The 18,635-nt window shown below is 64.0% G+C and carries 14 protein-coding genes and 5 tRNA genes; 11 read left to right on the forward strand and 8 right to left on the reverse strand.

The window, feature by feature from the left end; all coding sequences use genetic code 11:
- Positions 1 to 56 precede the first annotated feature (56 nt).
- Positions 57 to 1,025, reverse strand: a complete 969-nt coding sequence (arcC, locus tag ACTQWE_RS00180) for a carbamate kinase (RefSeq protein WP_170104712.1) — start codon at positions 1,023 to 1,025, stop codon at positions 57 to 59.
- Positions 1,026 to 1,372: 347 nt separating this feature from the next.
- Between arcC and gluQRS the strand changes: the two genes are divergently transcribed.
- From gluQRS to ACTQWE_RS00200, 4 genes are all read left to right on the forward strand, one after another.
- A complete protein-coding gene (gluQRS, locus tag ACTQWE_RS00185) occupies positions 1,373 to 2,341 on the forward strand; it encodes a tRNA glutamyl-Q(34) synthetase GluQRS (protein WP_441854972.1) in 969 nt (322 codons plus the stop codon).
- 50 nt (positions 2,342 to 2,391) lie between these two features.
- Positions 2,392 to 2,482 (forward strand) — tRNA-Ser (locus ACTQWE_RS00190).
- 141 nt (positions 2,483 to 2,623) lie between these two features.
- Positions 2,624 to 2,700, forward strand: a tRNA-Arg gene (locus ACTQWE_RS00195).
- 36 nt (positions 2,701 to 2,736) lie between these two features.
- Positions 2,737 to 2,813 (forward strand) — tRNA-Arg (locus tag ACTQWE_RS00200).
- Between the two features lie 34 nt (positions 2,814 to 2,847).
- Here ACTQWE_RS00200 and ACTQWE_RS00205 read toward each other — a convergent pair.
- Positions 2,848 to 3,207, reverse strand: a complete 360-nt coding sequence (locus tag ACTQWE_RS00205) for a hypothetical protein (RefSeq protein WP_441854974.1) — start codon at positions 3,205 to 3,207, stop codon at positions 2,848 to 2,850.
- Positions 3,208 to 3,355: 148 nt separating this feature from the next.
- A complete protein-coding gene (serS, locus tag ACTQWE_RS00210) occupies positions 3,356 to 4,642 on the reverse strand; it encodes a serine--tRNA ligase (protein WP_441854976.1) in 1,287 nt (428 codons plus the stop codon).
- 132 nt (positions 4,643 to 4,774) lie between these two features.
- On the opposite strand from serS, the gene ACTQWE_RS00215 reads away from it, so the two are divergent.
- Positions 4,775 to 4,999, forward strand: a complete 225-nt coding sequence (locus ACTQWE_RS00215; RefSeq protein ID WP_090847084.1) for a DUF6724 family protein — start codon at positions 4,775 to 4,777, stop codon at positions 4,997 to 4,999.
- 143 nt (positions 5,000 to 5,142) lie between these two features.
- On the opposite strand, the gene ACTQWE_RS00220 is transcribed toward ACTQWE_RS00215, so the two are convergent.
- A tRNA-Leu gene (locus tag ACTQWE_RS00220) sits at positions 5,143 to 5,229 on the reverse strand.
- Positions 5,230 to 5,442: 213 nt separating this feature from the next.
- Here ACTQWE_RS00220 and ACTQWE_RS00225 point away from each other — a divergent pair.
- The 6 genes from ACTQWE_RS00225 to pknB all read left to right on the forward strand — a co-directional run bounded on the left by ACTQWE_RS00225 (position 5,443) and on the right by pknB (position 14,984).
- Positions 5,443 to 7,224, forward strand: a complete 1,782-nt coding sequence (locus ACTQWE_RS00225) for a serine/threonine-protein kinase (RefSeq protein WP_441854978.1) — start codon at positions 5,443 to 5,445, stop codon at positions 7,222 to 7,224.
- Positions 7,211 to 8,323, forward strand: a complete 1,113-nt coding sequence (locus ACTQWE_RS00230; protein WP_441854980.1) for an FhaA domain-containing protein — start codon at positions 7,211 to 7,213, stop codon at positions 8,321 to 8,323. The genes ACTQWE_RS00225 and ACTQWE_RS00230 overlap by 14 nt, the downstream gene beginning before the upstream one ends.
- Complete coding sequence (locus tag ACTQWE_RS00235) at positions 8,323 to 8,739, forward strand: FHA domain-containing protein (RefSeq protein ID WP_320785901.1); 417 nt, start codon at positions 8,323 to 8,325, stop codon at positions 8,737 to 8,739. The genes ACTQWE_RS00230 and ACTQWE_RS00235 overlap by 1 nt, the downstream gene beginning before the upstream one ends.
- Positions 8,736 to 10,040, forward strand: coding sequence for a Stp1/IreP family PP2C-type Ser/Thr phosphatase (locus ACTQWE_RS00240; RefSeq protein ID WP_441854981.1), 1,305 nt, complete (start codon positions 8,736 to 8,738; stop codon positions 10,038 to 10,040). The genes ACTQWE_RS00235 and ACTQWE_RS00240 overlap by 4 nt, the downstream gene beginning before the upstream one ends.
- Positions 10,041 to 10,045: 5 nt before the next feature.
- Entirely contained in the window at positions 10,046 to 12,898 is a 2,853-nt protein-coding gene (locus tag ACTQWE_RS00245) for an FtsW/RodA/SpoVE family cell cycle protein (protein WP_441854982.1), read from the forward strand.
- A 97-nt stretch (positions 12,899 to 12,995) separates the two neighbouring features.
- Positions 12,996 to 14,984 carry a Stk1 family PASTA domain-containing Ser/Thr kinase gene (pknB, locus tag ACTQWE_RS00250; RefSeq protein WP_441854984.1) on the forward strand — a complete coding sequence of 663 codons (1,989 nt, stop codon included), beginning with the start codon at positions 12,996 to 12,998 and terminating at the stop codon, positions 14,982 to 14,984.
- A 235-nt stretch (positions 14,985 to 15,219) separates the two neighbouring features.
- Here the strand turns inward: pknB and ACTQWE_RS00255 are convergent.
- From ACTQWE_RS00255 to ACTQWE_RS00270, 4 genes are all read right to left on the reverse strand, one after another.
- Positions 15,220 to 15,295, reverse strand: a tRNA-Arg gene (locus ACTQWE_RS00255).
- 47 nt (positions 15,296 to 15,342) lie between these two features.
- Positions 15,343 to 16,041: a hypothetical protein gene (locus ACTQWE_RS00260; RefSeq protein WP_170103803.1), complete on the reverse strand. Its 699-nt coding sequence runs from the start codon at positions 16,039 to 16,041 to the stop codon at positions 15,343 to 15,345.
- Positions 16,028 to 16,924 (reverse strand): phosphoribosylaminoimidazolesuccinocarboxamide synthase, encoded by an 897-nt coding sequence (locus ACTQWE_RS00265; protein ID WP_441854986.1) that lies wholly within the window; start codon positions 16,922 to 16,924, stop codon positions 16,028 to 16,030. The genes ACTQWE_RS00260 and ACTQWE_RS00265 overlap by 14 nt, the downstream gene beginning before the upstream one ends.
- A gap of 171 nt (positions 16,925 to 17,095) precedes the next feature.
- Positions 17,096 to 18,634: a sensor histidine kinase gene (locus ACTQWE_RS00270; protein WP_170103804.1), complete on the reverse strand. Its 1,539-nt coding sequence runs from the start codon at positions 18,632 to 18,634 to the stop codon at positions 17,096 to 17,098.
- Between the last annotated feature and the right edge of the window lies 1 nt (position 18,635).

Here is an 18,635-nt window from a genome sequence, read left to right on the forward strand (position 1 = left end):
GCGACCCTCCCTGTGCTTTCAAGCTTGGCGCTCTTTAACACCTATGCAGGCAATGCCTACGCGTGGATGCGGGTGCCGGAGAGGCCCGCCATGGCCTCGGCAGCCTTCTCGAGCGAGCCGATGATGCAGACGCGGCCGGGGCGAGACTCGGCGAACTTGATGCCGGCCTTGACCTTTGGCTCCATGGAGCCCTTGCCGAACTGGCCCTCCTCGACGTACTTCTTGGCCTCGTCGACGGTGATGTCCTCGAGGTCCTTCTGGTCGGGCTTGCCGAAGTTGATGGCGACGTGGTCGACGGCGGTCAGCAGGACGAGCATGTCGGCGGAGCAGTCCTCGGCGAGAAGCTCGCCGCCCATGTCCTTGTCGATGACGGCAGCGACGCCCTTGTAGGTGCCCTTGTCGGTGTAGTCACGAACAACGGGGATTCCGCCGCCGCCGCAGGCGATGACGATGAACTCGTTGTCGAGGAGGTTGAGGATGCTCTCGTACTCGACGATCTTCTTGGGCTGCGGGGAAGCGACAACGCGACGATAGCCGCGGCCGGAGTCCTCGACCATGGTCCAGTCGGGGTGCTTCTCGAGCTCGGCGTCGGCCTCCTCCTTGCTCATGAAGGCTCCGATGGGCTTGGTGGGGTTCTTGAACGCGGGGTCGTCGGGGTCGACCTCAATCTGGGTCACGACGGAAGCGACGTGCCAGCGCTTGTACTCCTTGTGCATGGCTGCGCCGATGGCCTGCTGCAGGTGGTAGCCGATGTAGCCCTGGGACATCGCGCCGCACTCGGGGAGGTCCATGGCGGGGATCTTCGCCGGGTCATCCTTGTGGGCGTAGGCGAACGCGTTCTGGATCATGCCGACCTGCGGGCCGTTGCCGTGGGTGATGATGATCTCGTTGCCCTGCTCGATAACCTTGAGCAGCGTCGGGGCGGCCGCGCGGACCTTGGCGATCTGCTCCTCGGGGGTGTTGCCGAGGGCGTTGCCACCGAGGGCGATAACGACGCGGTTAGGCTTGCCGAATGCCTTGGACACTTTATCCTCCTATGCCTAATGACTTAAGGCGACGCCTTCGCGCCGCCCTCCTAATCGGAGATTAGACTATACCGCGTTTCTCAAGATTGTGTAGGGGTTTTTCTCGTTTCTATAAACGGTAGCAAATTCGTTTTCAAAGGTAGACGGCTGTTTTCCAAGATATGCAGATGGATACATTGATAAATTATTCCAATATTTGGAATCAATCATGGAGCATTAAGTCACTCTGGTGCTAGGAATGTTAAGTATATGCGGCTCGGGACCGAAAGCCCGTTCTCCCCAGAGGCGCGGCAGGACGCAACAGCTACCATGGGCATATGGATACCTCGACTCACAAATCATGCGACATGGACTGCGCGCCGGCGCGGCGCCCCGTCGTTGGACGCTTTGCCCCGACGCCGTCCGGCAAGATACACCTTGGCAACGTCTTCTCGGCGCTCATGGCGTGGGCTTCCGTCAGGTCGGCTGGCGGCAAGATGATTCTTCGCATAGAGGATCTTGACCCACGAGCGCAGGATCAGCGGGTGGCCGACGACCTCATGAGGGACTACGAGTGGCTTGGACTCTCCTGGGACGAAGGACCGTACTATCAGAGCAGGCGGACGGAGGCCTATCAGGAGGCTCTGGAGACGCTTGGCGACAGGGGGCTTACCTACCCTTGTTTTTGCTCGCGCGCAGAGCTTCACGCGGCAAGCGCGCCCCACGCCGCCGACGGCACGTTCGTGTACCAGGGAACGTGCAGGGGGCTGACTCCGGAGCAGATTGCCGAGAAGTCCAAGAGGCGGAACCCCGCCATCAGGCTCATGGTTCCCGGCGAAAGCTCCCCGCTCGCTCGGATCACCGTTGTCGACCGCGTATATGGGACCTATAGCGAGAACCTCGCGCGAGACTGCGGCGACTTTCTGATCAGGAGAAGCGATGGTGTGTTCGCCTATCAGCTTGCCGTAGTCGTTGACGACGGCCTGATGGGCGTGACCGAGGTCGTAAGGGGCAGGGACCTCCTTCCCTCCGCCGCGAGGCAGACGTATCTTGGCGGGTTGCTGGGGTTTGACCGACACGAATACTCACACGTCCCGCTCCTGATGGGACCAGACGGCCACCGTCTCTCGAAAAGAAACCTCGACACGGACGTAGCGAGCCTTCGTGATGACGGAATGGACGCGAAGACCATAATCGGCCGACTGGCAGAGGCCGTGGGAATCGCCGAGCCGGGCGAGAGCCTGACCGCAGACGAGTTTGCGCGCAGATTCTCTTGGGAAGACATCCGGACACACAAAAGTGACGTGGTGGTGGACGACAGCTTCTTTCTAAAGTAGATGTTGTGAGTTTGGCCCAATGTGGGGTATTATTGCCAAGCACGATGTTTGGAGAGCTGACCGAGAGGCCGAAGGTGCTCGCCTGCTAAGCGAGTATAGGACCAAATCCTATCTGGGGTTCGAATCCCCAGCTCTCCGCCAGACGATTCGGACCCAATCAAAGAAATTTGATTGGGTCTTTTCTTTTTCGCAGGTAAATCGATTAAATCGCAATCTATTCCAAAAAGTTTGAAATTCTCCCTTGACGCGGTTTCCCATCAGTGGCATTTTAATTACTGCAATGCGGCGTTACCTCAGCTGGATAGAGGGTCTGACTACGAATCAGAACGTCATAGGTTCGAATCCTATACGCCGCACCAGATTATCCGGGAGCCCCGAAAGGGGCTCTTGCACAGGCGGCGTTACCTCAGCTGGATAGAGGGTCTGACTACGAATCAGAACGTCATAGGTTCGAATCCTATACGCCGCACCAGAACTTGCGAGGCCCCGAAAGGGGCCTCTTTTTCTTATAAGAAGAACCCGTCGACAGATGACACGGCCTTGTAGGGAATGGCACTCCAGTCGAGCCAATCCATAAGGTCGAGCGTGGTTCTCTCCCCCGTCTTGAAGAACTCGCCAAAAACCTCCGCCGGCTCGCCGTCGCGGTTTCCAAACAGCGACATCGCCTCGTTTGCTGCGGAAGCATCGAGCACGACCCTGTTTATGTGGCTGGGGGCTCCGTGGACAGACATGGTAGTGGGACCGAATGTCTCCTCCCACACCTCCACGCCGTTATCACTCATGACCACGTCCACGGTCCTGGACTCTCCGGCCGCGTGCACCGAAAGGACGTTGGTGCCGACAGATCCCACGAGAACATCCTTCATCTCTTCTCCCTCCCCGACGATTTCGTTGGAACGAGTATACTACGTCCGATTGAAAAATAGAACTGTTGTTCGTAACTATTTCAAGAAGAAAGGCGAGCGCCCGGATGAGCGCCCGCCTGGGAAAAACAAGCCGTACGTGTGGTCGCGGCTACGCGAGAGGCTTGATGACCTCCATGTCGCGCATGTAGGGGCGAAGAACCTCGGGGACCGTGATCGAACCGTCGGCGTTCTGGTAGTTCTCCATGATGGCGGCCATGGTGCGTCCGACGGCGAGACCCGAGCCGTTCAGCGTGTGGACGTAGCGGGACCCCTTGAACTCGGACGGGTCCTTGTACTTGATGTTCGCACGGCGCGCCTGGAAGTCCCAGCAGTTGGAGCAGGAGGAGATCTCCTTGTAGTTGTTGTAGCTCGGCAGCCAGACCTCGAGGTCGTAGCACTTGGTGGCGCTGAAGCCGATGTCGCCGGTGCAGAGCGTCACGACGTGGTACGGGAGGCCAAGCAGCTGCAGGCACCTCTCCGCCTCGGTGACCATGGACTCGAGCTGGTTCATGGAGTCCTCGGGCTTCGCGAACTTGACCATCTCGACCTTGTCGAACTCGTGCACGCGGATGATGCCGCGCGTGTCGCGACCGGCGGAGCCGGCCTCCTCGCGGAAGCACGGGGTGAACGCCGTGTACCACAGCGGGAGCTGGGAGCCGTCGAGGACCTCGCCGCGGTGGATGTTGGTCAGCATGACCTCCGCGGTCGGGATGAGGTACATGCCGCCCGAGACGTGATAGAGGTCGTCGTCGAACTTGGGGAGCTGGCCGGTGCCAAACAGGCTGTCATAGTTGGTTATGACGGGAGGCCACCACTCCTTGAAGCCGGCCTTCACGTGTGTGTCGATAAAGAAGTTGATGAGCGCGCGCTCCATGAGGGCTCCGGCGCCGCCAAGCAGGTAGAACCTGGTGCCCGCAAGCTTGATACCGCGCTCGAAGTCGATCATGCCGGTGCTGGAGCCAAGGTCCCAGTGCGCCTTGGGCTCGAAGTCGAAGTGGGTCGGCTCGCCCCACTTGCGAACCTCAGGGTTGTCGGAATCGTCGACGCCGTAGGGAACGCTCTCGTGCGGGATGTTGGGGATGGCCGCAACCAGGTCAAACAGCTGCTTCTCCACGTCGGTGCGCTTCTCGTTAAGATCGGCGATCCTCTGCTTGTTTGCGGTGACCTTCGCCTTCGCGGCCTCGGCCTCGTCCTTCTTTCCGTCGCGCATGAGGAGACCGATCTCCTTGGAGGCGGCGTTACGCTCTGCCTGGAGGCTCTCGACCTCTGCGATCACGGAGCGCCTCTCCTCGTCGAGCTCGAAGAACCTCTCCCTATCCCAGTGCGCGTTTTGCCTGGACGCACACGACTTGTCCACTGCGTCAGGATTTTCGCGTACGAACTTGATGTCGAGCATCTCGTTTCCCCTTTGTATCGGTAACAAGCGACCTGTCGGGACAGGCCTACGTACAGCCGTTCAAGTATATACTTGTTGTTCTGAATCTCGCTTTTTAGCCTGAGTTGTTCACCAAGATAGAAAGGTCACCTCATGGGTCAGATCGGCACCTTCTTCGACTGGCTGTTCAACAAGCCAGCGGGCGTGCTCTGCCTTATCGTCGGCGGAATCATCTTCTTCCTGATCGTCTCCGTCGTGCTGGAGCGCAAGACGCGGAAGATATACAAGAACCACGAGAAGTCCCCCGAGGACTGGGACCTCTTCGACGACGATGACGACGAGAGCGGCTGGAGCAGCTTCGAGGACGACAACAACTAGCTCCATAAGACAGAACGGCGAGAAGAGCCGCAGGTTAGGGGTCCCACAGCCACGTTGGCCGCGGGACCCTCTTTTTGGCGGGCGGCCTACGCATAAGCAAAAAGCCCCACCAGCCAATCCGACTGATGGGGCCTCGCATGCAATGGTGCGGGCGAAAGGACTTGAACCTTCATGAGATTGCTCTCATACGGACCTGAACCGTACGCGTCTGCCAATTCCGCCACGCCCGCGTGAGTCAGCATTCTAATACCATCCGCCATCGTTTGGCAATGGGTATTTTTGAAGAGTTTCGCCGCGGCGGGAGTCGCCACATCACGTTCACACCTTTCATATGCTGAAATGGGTTGCGTCGTGGCAGACACGCCCTTCTCGACAGTACAATGTTCGTGCCGTGACACTTCATCGCGCCAGCACATGCAACTCAAACGGACAAGGATGGCGTCGTGGGGGACCAGGACTTCTTGCAACATCAGACGGGCACCGCCCAGCCTCAGGCCAGGCAGGCGCTTCTGCTGGGCCGCTACCGGGTCATGAAGCCCGGCGAGGCGGGCGGCTTTGGCACCGTCCTCACCTGCTGGGACACGCGCCTGCAGCGCAGGGTCGCCATCAAGCGGATTCCCCTTATGGGCCAGCCGGGCGGCGCGGCGACCTCGACCATAAGCGAGGCTCTCGCGGAGGCCCGCACAGCAAGCATGCTGGCGCACCCCAACATCGTCACCATGTACGACTTCGAGGTGGACCGCACGTACGCGTACCTCGTGATGGAGTACGTGGACGGACTCACGCTCGCGGACTTCCTCGCGCGCGTCGAAGGCGGCACGCTCACAAACGACGAGTGCGCCTACCTGGTGCAATCCGTCGCGAGCGCCCTGTCCTTCGCGCACGAGAACCGCGTGCTGCACCTGGACATCAAGCCCACGAACATCATGATCGAGCACTCGGGCGCCATAAAGCTCTGCGACTTTGGCATGGCAATGCTGGCCTCTGCGGCCGGCTACGGCGGCGTGCGCGGCGGCACCGTTGGCTACATGCCGCCGGAGCAGATCGAGGGCGACCTGGTGGACGAGCGCGCGGACATCTTCTCGCTCGCCGTCGTGGTCTGGCAGGCGCTGACCGGCCAGAACCCCTTTGCGGCGAAGACGGCCGAGGAGTCGCTGCGCAAGATCGAGCGTGGGCCCAAGGTGGCGCTGTCCAAGATGGACCCGACGCTTGCGGGCATGGCCGAGGAGGTCATCATGCAGGCGCTCGACCCCAATCCCACGCAGCGCACCCCCTCCGCGGAGGCCTTCGCGAACGAGCTTGTGTTTGGCCTGGGAGACCCCGACCTTGGCGCAGAGTCCATAAGGGAGCTCATGTCGCAGGACGAGAAGGACGTGGCGCTCAGGGCAGACGAGTTCAAGCCAGAGGCGCTGCCCGTTGCCTATCGCTACCCCTGGCTCGGCGGCGTAGCGGCGCGCGCCGGGGCCGCGGCTCTTTCCGCCTGGGCGGTGTACGTGGCGCTCACGGCGTCGTCGCTCGCGCGGAGCGCGGGCGTCACGGCAGTGGCTGCGGCCGGCGTCGGGGCCGCGTGGCCGCCGGCGGGCTCGGCGCTCGCGCTGGCGGCGTTCGCGTTCTCGCTCTTCGGCGTCGGGGCCACCGCCGCGTCCATCCTGCTGCCGCTTGCCTGCGTCGTGGCGTTCCTGGCGTGGTGGATTCCCGTCGGCACGAGCGAGCGCCTGTCCACGTGCGCCGTTCTTCTCCCCTGCGCCCTTGGCCAGCCGTTTGGCGGGGCGGCGCTCGCGGCGTTCTGCCTTGCGCCCGCGCGTGCCGCTGCGACCGCGGGGGTGGGCTTCGTGTGGCAGCTTGCCTTTGGCGCGGCGCGGCAGACCGGCTTTGGCGCGGACGCCGTGGGTGCGGCGCTCGTGGCCAGGCTCGCGCAACCTGGCACGTGGCTGCTTTTGGCTGGCAGCTGTCTGGGGGCCCTTGTCGCCTCGCTCCTGTACCGCTCCGGCAGGCTCAGGAGCTCCGTTGTCAGCGGTGTCGCAGGTCAGGTCGTTGGTACCGCGATTCTTATAACGTCGCAGTTCATGGCGGCGCGAGTGGAGAATGGCGGTATATGGACCAGCCCTAACTTTGCAGACGTCGCCGTTGCGATACTCTTATGTGTGTTTGTGTGCATTGCCACCAACCTAAGAGGCCCGCTCGACGCGGGCGGGGAGGTTGAGGAAATAGATGAACTTGCTTAAGACGTTCGAGACCCGCGTGGGCGACGCGTTTGGCGCCGCGCCCCAGGGTTACACCGCGCCGTTTTCTTTCAAGAAGCTCGCAAAGCGCGCCACGCGCGAGATGGAGAACGAGACGTTCGAGATCGACGGCATAAACACCGCGCCCGCGCTGTATACCATCCTGGTCTCGGCCGCGGATGACGCTGCGATGCGCCCCCTGTATGCGCAGCTCACCGCAGAGATCGTCGCGTTCGTGGAGGCTCAGGCCCAGAGCAAGGGATACATCTTCGTGGGCAAGCCGCTCGCGCGCTTCATGATCGACCCGTCGCTTCGCAGCGGCAAGTTCGCCGTGTTCGCGGAAAACGTCGACGCCGGCACGCTCTCCAGGCTGCGCGCGGAGGAGGACGCCTTCCTCTCAAGCTCCGTCGGCCTTGGCGGCGCCGCGGGTCAGCTCCGTCCCGAGCCGGCCGCGGCGGAGCGCAAGCCGCGCCGCGCACGGTCTCCGCACCGCGCGCCCGCAGAGCCCGCCATCGAGGTCCTGCCGCCGGAGCCCGCGGCGGCGCCTTCCGTTCCGGAGCCCGCGCCCATCAACCGCGACATCGTGGACGGCCTCCTGCACGAGGAGTTCGCCCCCGTCGTCGAGCCCGTCGCGGACGCGTCCGCCGGCCTCAAGGTCATCCCCACGGACTTCGTCCAGCCGGACGACATCCCGGCCGCCGCGCAGCAGCAGGATGAGGCCATCCCCGTGCCGCAGACGCAGCGCCGCAACGTCCCCCTGGTCAGCCGCGACCGCAACCTTTCCAGCGCGCAGGAGGCCGCCGCGGACGTGCCTACCTGCCTGCTCGTCAACCACCAGACCGGCCGCACGTACACCGGCATCGCGCCCACCACGGTCATCGGCCGCGAGCGCACGCCGCACGGCATCGTCCTGCACGACCCCAACGTGTCGCGCCACCACGCCGAGCTCTCGTTCGACGGCCGCACGTGGCACATAACGGACCTCAACTCCACCAACGGCACCATGGTGAACGATGCCGAGGTCAGCTCGTGCGCCCTTGCGGACGGCGACCTCATCACGCTTGGTTTGGTGAACCTTGAGTTCAGGGAGAACCAGTCATGATGATCGACCTCGTTCTGTTCATCGGCAGGATCGTCCTCGTCGTCCTGTTGTACGCGTTCCTCTTCGCGGTCATGAAAACGGGCATCGGCCTCGTGCGCGGCCAGCGTCGCGACGCGGCCATCTGGTCCGTCGACGTCGAGAAGGGCTCGCGTGCGCTCCGCGGCCTCCACGTGGACATTCTGGGCCCCGTGGTCATAGGCCGCTCCCCGTCCTCGGACATCGTCATCAACGAGCCGTTCGTCTCGGCCACGCACGCGCGCTTCACGCTGCAAGGCCCGGCGCTCGTGCTCGAGGACCTTGGCTCCAAGAACGGCACGCTCGTGAACGGCCACCCCATCGGAGACACGCCCGTCACGCTTCGCGACGGTGACGAGGTCCAGGTGGGCGACGCCATCATGCATGTGAGCCGCCGATGAAGCTGAAGCCGTTGCCGCTCCCCCTCCACAGGGAGAGCCTATACACAAGGATCGCCGGGCACGGCGGCAAGAAGCCCGTCGCAAGCCCCGGCCACGACGTCATACCCGTCGAGAACCGCGAGGGCACGGACTCCAGAAAGGGTGCCAGCGGCATGCTGGCCTGGGGTGCGCGCACGGACATCGGCCTGGTGCGCAGCCACAACGAGGACTCGTTCCTCGTGCAGGCGCCCGTGTTCGCCGTGTGCGACGGCATGGGCGGGCATGCGGCCGGCGAGGTCGCCAGCTCCATCGCCGTCGAGACCATCGCCGCGAACGCCCCGCTCCACGCGGACGACGTCCTTCTCGGCGCCGCCGTCGAGACCGCGAACGCCAAGGTGATCGAGGGCGCCAAGACCGGCAAGGGCAAGCCTGGCATGGGCTGCACCGCATCGTGCATACTCGTCGAGAAGAACAAGGTCGCCATCGCCCACGTTGGCGACTCGCGCATCTACCTCCTCCACGCAGGAGCGCTCGTGCGCCTCACGCACGACCACTCGTACGTCGAGGAGCTGGTGGACGCCGGCGAGATCACCGCGGACGAGGCGAGGGTCCACCCCTCGCGCTCCATCATCACCAGGGCGCTCGGCAACGACCCCGACATGTACGCCGACCACTTCACGCTCGAGGTCGCGACGGGGGACCGCATCATCATCTGCTCGGACGGGCTTTCCTCCATGGTAGAGGACTCCGAGATAGAGGACATCGCCGTCTCGTGCGTCGACCCCCAGACCGCGGCGGACAACCTTGTTTCCGCGGCCCTCGCGGGCGGTGGGCACGACAACGTCACCGTCGTCGTGGTGGACGTCCTCGATGACGGCTCCTCTGAGGCCAGGCGCACGTATCGCAGGCGCTGGATGTTTGGCGGCCTGCTGGCCTTCGTAGTCCTTCTCGCCCTGGTCACCGGGGCGCTGGCGCTGTACGTGCGCAGCTCGTGGTACCTGGGCAACAACAACGGCACCGTCGGCATCTACTCCGGCGTGAACCAAAGCGTGCTCGGCATCCGCCTGAGCCACCTGGTAGACACCTCGTCCGTGCAGGTGAGCGACCTGCCCGCGGCCATCCAGCAAAGCCTGAGGAAAGGCGTCACCGTCGATTCTGAGCAGGCGGCGCTCGACACGGTCGAAAGTTACCGCGACCAGATCGACACGGACAAGACCGACGCGGCAATCACGGCAGACAAGGCAAAGGCAAAGTCGGATTCGGACCAGGACACCAGCGACTCGTCGCAGTCGGACGCCTCGTCCACGTCCGGAGGTGAGTAGTCACGATGCCAAGGGCAATCAACACCCGCAGGAACACTGAGCTTGGCCTGCTCATTGCGGCGGCCATCCCCGTCATCCTTCTGTACGCAATGTACCTGCTCAACGCGAAGATCGCGCTGAGCTTCTCGTCTCTCGCGGTCCCCATCGGGCTGTTCGCGGCGTTCGGCGTCGCGCACTTCGCAACGCGCCGCTTTGCGCCAGAGGCCGACCCGGCCATCCTTCCGCTTGTCTTCCTGCTCTCTGGCATCGGCATCGCGTTCGTGACGAGGCTCGCACCCTCGCTCGCCATAGGCCAGGTCACCTGGCTCTTCCTTTCCGTCGCGGCCATGATCGCCGTGCTGGTGCTCGTGCCCAGCATCGAGGCCCTGGCGCAGTACAAGTTCACCATGGGCATCGTCGGCGTCGCGCTGCTTCTCCTGCCCATGCTCATCGGCACGTCGCGCGGCGGCTCCAAGCTCTGGATCGTCCTGGGGCCGCTCTCGTTCCAGCCCGGCGAGCTCGCGAAGATCCTCATCGTCCTGTTCCTCGCGGCCTACCTCGCAGAGAACCGCGAGATGCTCTCGGCGTCCGCCGTCAAGGTCGGCCCGCTCGACCTGCCGCGCCCGCGCATGCTCGCGCCCATGATGCTCATGTGGGGTATGTCCCTTCTGGTCGTGGTGTTCGAGCGCGACCTGGGCAGCGCACTTCTCTTCTTCACGTTCTTCGTGATCATGCTGTACGTCTGCACCGGGCGCGTGGGGTACGTCCTCGTGTCCATCCTGCTTTTGGCCATCGGCGGCGTGTTCTGCTACCACTTCTTCGGCCACGTGCAGACGCGCGTCCAGATCTGGATGAACCCGTTCAAGGACCCGTCCGGCAAGGGCCTGCAGATCGTGCAGTCGCTGTACTCGCTCGCGGACGGCGGCCTCGTGGGCTCCGGCATCGGCAAGGGGCTTCCCAAGCTCATCCCCGTCGTCGAGTCAGACTTCATCTTCTCGGCCATCGGAGAAGAGATGGGCCTCCTCGGCGCGTCCGCCGTGCTCATCTGCTACATGCTGCTCGCCGTGCGCGGGCTGGCCACGGCCGCGCGCGCAAAGTCCGACATCTCCGCGTTCACCGCGGTTGGCCTCACCGCAGCCATCGCGGTGCAGGCGTTTCTCATCGTGGGCGGCGTGACCAAGCTGCTGCCGCTCACGGGCGTCACGCTCCCGTTCATGAGCCAGGGCGGCAGCTCGCTTCTGGCCAGCTTCATCATCGTCGGGCTTCTGCTGAAGGCCGGCGACGAGGGGACGGGCCGCGAGGCCCTGATAGAGCAGGGCTCCGGAAGCGTGGGCTCTCAGACGCAGGTCGAGAAGGCCATGGCCTCCGTGGTGCACGGCGCCCATGCACGCGCCCGCCGCGGGCTTGACACCCCGGAGTCCGGCGTCCTGGGCCGCGTGGCCCTCGGCAACAGGCTCGTGTCGCTCGTGACCGTGTTCACGATGATGTTTGCCCTGCTGGTGGCCAACCTCACCTACATCCAGGTCTTCAAGGCCGACTACTACCAGACGCTTCCCAACAACAACCACACCATCGCCAAGAGCGCGAAGGTCCAGCGCGGCGCGATCATCGCGGCGGACGGCGCGACGCTCGCAGAGTCCGTCAAGCAGCCCGACGGCACGTATGTGCGCACGTACCCGCAGGGAAACGTCGCCACGCACACCGTGGGCTACCTCTCGTCACAGTACGGGGCAAGCGGCGTCGAGGCCACCATGAACCAGACGCTCACGGGCCACTCGGACTACTCAACCTGGTCAAGCGCCATCAACGCGATGGCCGGCATCGAGACTCCGGGGTCGTCCGTGGTGCTCACCATCAACTCGCAGATGCAGAAGGCCGCCGAGCAGGCGCTCCACGGTCACCGCGGCGCCATCGTGGTGCTGAGCCCCACCACCGGCGCGGTGCTCGCGAAGGCCTCCAACCCGTCGTTCGACTACAACGACATCGGCTCGGCCATGTCCGGCAACAACGCCAGTCTGGTGGACCGCGCGACGCAGACGCTGTACACGCCGGGCTCCACGTTCAAGATCGTGAGCCTTTCTGCGGCGCTCGACTCTGGCGTGGCGACGCTCGACAGCACCTACCGCGCTCCCGCGTCGATAGAGATCGGCGGTGCAAAGGTCACGAACATCGATGGCGAGGCGTGGAGCTCGCTCTCCCTCAAGGAGGCTCTCACCTATTCCGTCAACACGGTGTTTGGCCAGCTGGGCCAGCAGGTGGGCGCGAGCAAGCTCGTGAGCTACTCCGACGCGTTCGGGTATGGGCAGAAGCTTGGCCAGGACTTCTCCACCGTGGCCTCGCTCATGCCGGACCCCTCACAGATGACCGAGTGGGAGACCGCATGGTCGGCCGTCGGCCAGCCCGTGGGCCAGCACTCCAGCCCCGCGGGACCGCAGACCACGGTCATGCAGAACGCCGTCGTCGCGGCCGCGATCGCGAACAAGGGCGTCGTCATGAACCCCTACGTGGTCGACCACATCCTCACCCCCGAGGGCGCGACCAGCTCTACCACGAAACCCAAGTCGCTGGGACAGGCGGTGTCCGCCCAGACGGCGCAGCAGATCGGGGAGGCGATGCTGGACGTCGTGAACGACGGCACCGGCATGGGCGCCCAGGTCCCCGGTGTGAAGGTCGCGGGCAAGACCGGCACCGCAGAGGTGAGCTCCAACACGGCAAACTCCCTGTTCGTGGGATTCGCCCCCTACGACCAGCCCACGGTGGCGATTTCGGTCTGCATCGAGGGATCCGAGGGCGAGAGGATGGTAGGCGTCGCCGCGGGAGTTGCAGGTAAGGTGCTTGCCACGTGCCTGCGCGTACAGGCGATGGGAGCCGGCGTATAGTATCGAGTTCCCACACAACGACGCGATGGCGAGCGGGTAGATTAGTATGTTGAATGCCGCACGAGCGCGCGGCTTTTGAGGATGAGACGGAGTGACGATGGCAGAAAGAGTTCTTGGGGGGCGCTATACCGTACAGGACAGAATCGGCACCGGCGGCATGGCGATTGTCTACCGCGGTCTGGACGAGGTGCTGGGGCGAACCGTAGCAATCAAGACGATGCTGCCCCAGTATGCCGCCGACCCCTCCTTCGCGGCACGCTTCAAGCAGGAGGCCCAGGCGGCCGCCGCACTGCAGAGCCCCTACATCGTGTCCGTGTACGACTGGGGCAAGGACGGCGACACTTACTACATCGTCATGGAGTACCTGCGTGGCACCGACCTCAAGAGCGGCATCCGCAAGCACGGCGCGCTTGACAGCAAGAAGGTCGCCCAGATCGGCAGCCAGATCGCGCAGGCGCTCTCCGTCGCGCACCGCCACGACATCATCCACCGCGACATCAAGCCGCAGAACATCATGGTGCAGCCGGACGGCAACATCAAGGTGATGGACTTCGGCATCGCCCGCGCGAAGAACAGCCACCTGACCACGGACAACTCCGTTCTGGGCACCGCCCACTACGTATCGCCCGAGCAGACGCAGGGCAAGGAGCTTGGCCCCACGACCGACATCTACTCGCTCGGCATCGTCATGTACGAGGCCGCGACCGGTCGCGTCCCCTTCGACGGCGACGACGCCATCTCCGTCGCGCTCAAGCAGGTGAACGAGCAGCCGGTGCCGCCGACGGCCGTGAACCCCGCCGTGGACTCCGCGCTCGAGAGCATCATCCTCAAGTGCATGCAGAAGGACCCGAAGGACCGCTTCCAGACCGCGGACGAGCTGTACCACGTCCTGCGCGACTACCTTGCGGGACGCCTCGCGGCCGTCAACAACGCTACCGAGGTGCTGCCGGCAAACCCCGTGGTGCCCGCGATCGCGCCCATCGCCGCGTCCAGCACCCAGAGCCTGCCGCGCATCGACACCGCCGAGCACATCAAGCCGCAGACCGCAACGCAGAAGGCCCAGCAAGAGGCCGACGCCGCCATGAAGAAGCACAAGCGGCGCGTCGTGCTCTTCTCGATACTCGGCGTCATCGCCCTCATCGCGGCGATCGTAGGCATCTACACGCTCGTGAACCCCAGCAACCAGAAGCGCGAGGTGCCAAACTACCTCAGCATGACGGAGGCGGACGCCCTGAAGGCGATCGACGAGTCAGAATTCTTCAAGAAGGGCTCCGTCAAGGAGCAGTACTCCAGCACGGTCGAGAAGGGCGTGGTCATGGACCAGGACCCCGATTCCGGCCGCATGGTGGCAAAGGGCACGAAGATCAACCTGGTAATCTCCAAGGGCAAGGAGCCCGCCGCCACGGTGAAGGTCCCCGACCTCACGGACATGAGCCCCTCGCAGGCCGACAAGGCGCTCGCGAAGGTTGGCCTTGTGGGGCAGGCCGGCGACTCCGTGTACGACGAGAACGTCTCGGTTGGCATGGTCGCAAAGCAGTCTCCGGTGGGCGGCTCCGAGGCCAAGGCTGGAGACACCATCACCTACCAGCTGTCCAAGGGCAAGGAGTCCGTGGACGTACCCAGCGTCGTGGGCCAGGACGCGGACTCCGCGACGTCCGCGCTCAAGGGTGCCGGGTTCGAGGTCAACGTCAGCTACGGCAACAGCGACACCGTCCAGAAGGGCTACGTGTACGACCAGTCCCCCACCGGCAGCGCCGACAAGGGCTCCACGGTCACGATATACGTCTCCAACGGCCCGAAGACGGTCTCAGTGCCCAACGTCGTGGGGTCCACGGCAGACGACGCCAAGGGCGCGTTGGAGGCCGAGGGCTTCAAGTACAACCTCACTTACCAGTACAGCTCCAGCGTCGCACAGGGTACCGTCGTCTCGCAGTCGGCCACGAGCGCCAAGAGCGGAGCCACGATCACCCTCGTGATCTCCAACGGTCCCGACCCCACAACCAGCGGCGCCAACACCAACACGGACAGCACGACGACCAACAATGGCGCCACCGGCACGACGACCAAACCAACCGGAGGCCAATAGAGGCCTAGCGCACCAAACATAGGAAGACGCCCGCGGGCGAGAAGAGCCGTTCTTCTCGCCCGCGGGCTTTTCTGTGGGCACATGTGGAGGCGTCGGGCAGCGACCCACCAGAGCCTCGCGCGGCAACGGCCGGTCAAAAGGCGCATGCCACCGAGACGCGCAGCCATCGCACCTGGCCGGCATTGCCGCGCTAACGAAAAAGGCCAGCGACCTAAGCCGCTGACCTCACATTTCATGGTGACCCCGGTCGGATTCGAACCAACGACACCAGGTTTAGGAAACCTGTGCTCTATCCCCTGAGCTACGGGGCCGTGCTCGACCATTCTATCATCTTCTGGACGATGTGGGGCCGAGAGTTTTACTTGTGCTGCTCGTGCCTTCCAGAGCGCTTAGCACGGCGCGCGGCCTTGGCCTCGTCGCGGGCGGCCTGCTCGCGGGCGATCTCGTTCGCCTCGCCGCGGAGCACCTTCGTGACCTTCTTGTTGGTCATGGCACCCGTGGTGGACTCGGCTTTCTTCCTCATGGGGCGCACGACGCGCCAGTCGTACACGAACGCCGAGATGATGAGGGCGTACGCCGCGACCAGCATGATGAACACCGCAACGCCCATGGGGGTCGTTCCCTCGTTCACCTGCTGGGGGAAGAGGTTCGGCAGCAGCCACGAGATGATGGTGCACACGAAGCCCGTGCCAAGCAGCCCCCACCAGACGCGCTGGGACCTCTTGTAGCCCGGGATCTGCTTCAGCACGATCTGCGAGGCGGACGCGCGGCGGTCGGCCTCGTCGCGGCGCTCGCGGCGCGCGCGCTTCTTCTCGTCCTTCGTCATCTGGACCGGGGCCTTGCCCGAGGCAGCGGACTTTCCCGCACCGCCGGAAGCGCCTACGACGCGCACGCCCGATGCGGCCTCGCGCGCGGGCTTTGCACGAGAGACGGAGCGCTTCGAGAAGCCCGAGCGCTCCTCCTCGTCGGCTGCGGCCTTCTCTTCCTTCTTGGCGAGGGGCGCGTTTGCCTCCTGCGCCTCCCTCTTGGCCGCGTTAATGGTTTCACGCAGAGACATTTGACTCCTTCATGGGGGTGAACTTCTCGCCAGTGATGATCTCGAAGGCCTCCTGATAGCGCTCCGAGGTACCCTTGACGACCTCTTCGGGCAGGTGGGGCGGCTCGCCGGTCATGTCCCAGTTCGCCTTCAGCCAGTCGCGCACGTACTGCTTGTCATAGCTGGGCTGCACCTTGCCGGGCTCGTAGCCGTCCGCGGGCCAGAAGCGGCTCGAGTCGGGCGTGAGCGCCTCGTCAATCAGCGTCAGCTTGCCGTCGATGAAGCCGAACTCGAACTTGGTGTCCGCGATGATGATGCCGCGCGTCAGGGCATACTCCGCCGCCGCGGTGTACAGCTTCAGGGACGCGTCGCGCAGCTGGGTCGCGACGTCCTCGCCCACGAGCTCGGCGCAGCGCTCGAAGCTGATATTCTCGTCGTGGTCGCCAAGCGCAGCCTTGGTGGACGGGGTGAAGATCGGCTCGGGGATCTTGGACGCCTCGGTCAGGCCGGCGGGCAGCTTGATGCCGCAGACGGTGCCGTCCTGGTCGTACGTCTTCTTTCCAGAGCCGGTGAGGTAGCCGCGGACGATGCACTCGATGGGAACGGTCTTGGCCTTCTTCACGAGCATGGAGCGACCCGTGAGGTACTCGCCGTACTTCTGGTACTCCTCCGGATACTCGCTCACGTCCATCGTGATCAGGTGGTTGGGCATCAGGTCCTTGAACCTGTTGAACCAGAAGGCCGAGATGCGGGAGAGAATCTCTCCCTTGTACGGAATCTCGTCGGGCAGGATGTAGTCGAACGCGCTGATGCGGTCGCTCGCGACCATGAGCAGGCTGTCGCCGCAGTCGTAAATGTCGCGAACCTTGCCGTGAGAATCCGGACGAAGCTCCATGGCTCCCATTAGGTGTCTCCCCTCATCGAGGTCCAGTTAACACACGTGCATAGCGCATCCATTGTAATGGATTAGCCATTTCAGGCTCAGGCGCGCCGCGATGCGTCACGCAATTTAAACCGGCCCGTGCGCCATTCGCAGCGGGCCGGCGAGCGCGGCGCTGGGACTATTCCGCTGGGGCTACTCCTCGCGAGAAGGACTTCCCGCCTTGTGCTCGAGCGGGATGTGCAGCGTGAACGTCGTGCCCTTCCCAAGCTCGGACTCCACGGAGATGCTGCCATTGTGCTTGTCGACAATCTCCTTCGTGAGCGCGAGGCCCACGCCCAGCCCGCCAGAGACCCGCTCGCGGCTTGCGTCTGAGCGCCAGAAGCGCGAGAACACCCTCGGGATGTCCTCCTTCGCGATGCCGATGCCCGTGTCCCTAACGGATATCTGCATGTAGCTGCGACCCTCGTAGCCAATGCTCACCACGACCCAGCCGCCCGCGGGCGTGTAGCGCATCGCGTTTGACATGAGGTTCGTGATTGCCTCGCGAATGAGGTCGGGGTTCACGTCCGCAAAGAGCTCGTGGTTCGGCGTCTTGTCGTCAAAGCGCAGCCGCAGGTCGCAGTCGGCAAACAGCTGCTGCTGCATCGTCACCAGGCTCTTCAGCACGAAGACCATGTCGGTCTTCTCGGTCTTGAACTTCTCGTTGTTCTCAACGCGGGAAAGGTGCAGCATCGCGTCGACCAGGCGAGAAAGGCGTCTCACCTCGCTCGCGACCGTCTCGAAGTGCTCGTCGTCCGCCGGCAGCACCCCGTCCTGCATGGCCTCGACCGTGGCCTGCATTGCCATGAGCGGCGTGCGCAGCTCATGCGCAACGTCGCTCGTCAGGCGATGCTCGAACTTGATGTCGCGCTCGAGCTCCGTCGCCATGCCGTCGAACGTCTCGCCCAGCTGGCCTATCTCGTCCGTGCCCTTCAGCCCCGTGCGGGCCGTCAGGTCGCCGTTCCTGATCTGCGTCGCTGTCGCGGTTATCTTCTTGATCGGTCGCGTCAGGGCACGCGACGTGTAGTAGCCAATGATGCTTGCCAGGAATATGGCGACAGCCGCGGCCATCAGGATCGCGGTGTACGAGTTCTGCCTGAAGGCCGCATCTGACTTCGTGATGAGGGCCTCGGACCCAAACGCCCAAAGCCGAACGGTGCCGACCTTCTTGCCCGTGCTGTCGGTCACCTCGGCCGACACGATGTCGTTTGCCGAGGACGGCACGGGGTTCTGCTTCGAGTCGTGCGACATCTTGCCAGAGGCGGCGCGGTTTGCCGCGGTCTCGTCGTACACCAGGGCGTCGTTGGCGTCCAGTATCTGCATGCTTATGTCCGGGTACGCGGACACGCTCGTCTTCGCGTACTCGATGACGCTCGAGGTCCAGCGGTCCCCGCCCTTGTCGTACTGCGTTCCAAGGGTGTCCGCGGTCTGCTGGGCAAGGCGCTGCATGTTCTGCCTGGTGTAGCCCTGGAACTGCTGCTCCCACACCACCGCCAGCACGATGGAGAGTATGGCCGCCGTCATCACGGCGGTCAGTGCCGAGAAGAAGGCCATGCGACCCGTGAAGGACGTCGTCGGGTTGGCAACGCGCGGCGCGCGCCTCAAGGTCGAGTACTCGGCCTTCGCGCTCTCGCTCTTCTCGCCTGCGTCCTCACGCTCGTCGTATGACCTGGTTGCGTCTATGTCTGCCACG

Source organism: Parafannyhessea sp. LCP19S3_B1 (assembly GCF_052121955.1).
In the GTDB taxonomy this organism is placed as follows: Bacteria; Actinomycetota; Coriobacteriia; order Coriobacteriales; family Atopobiaceae; genus Parafannyhessea.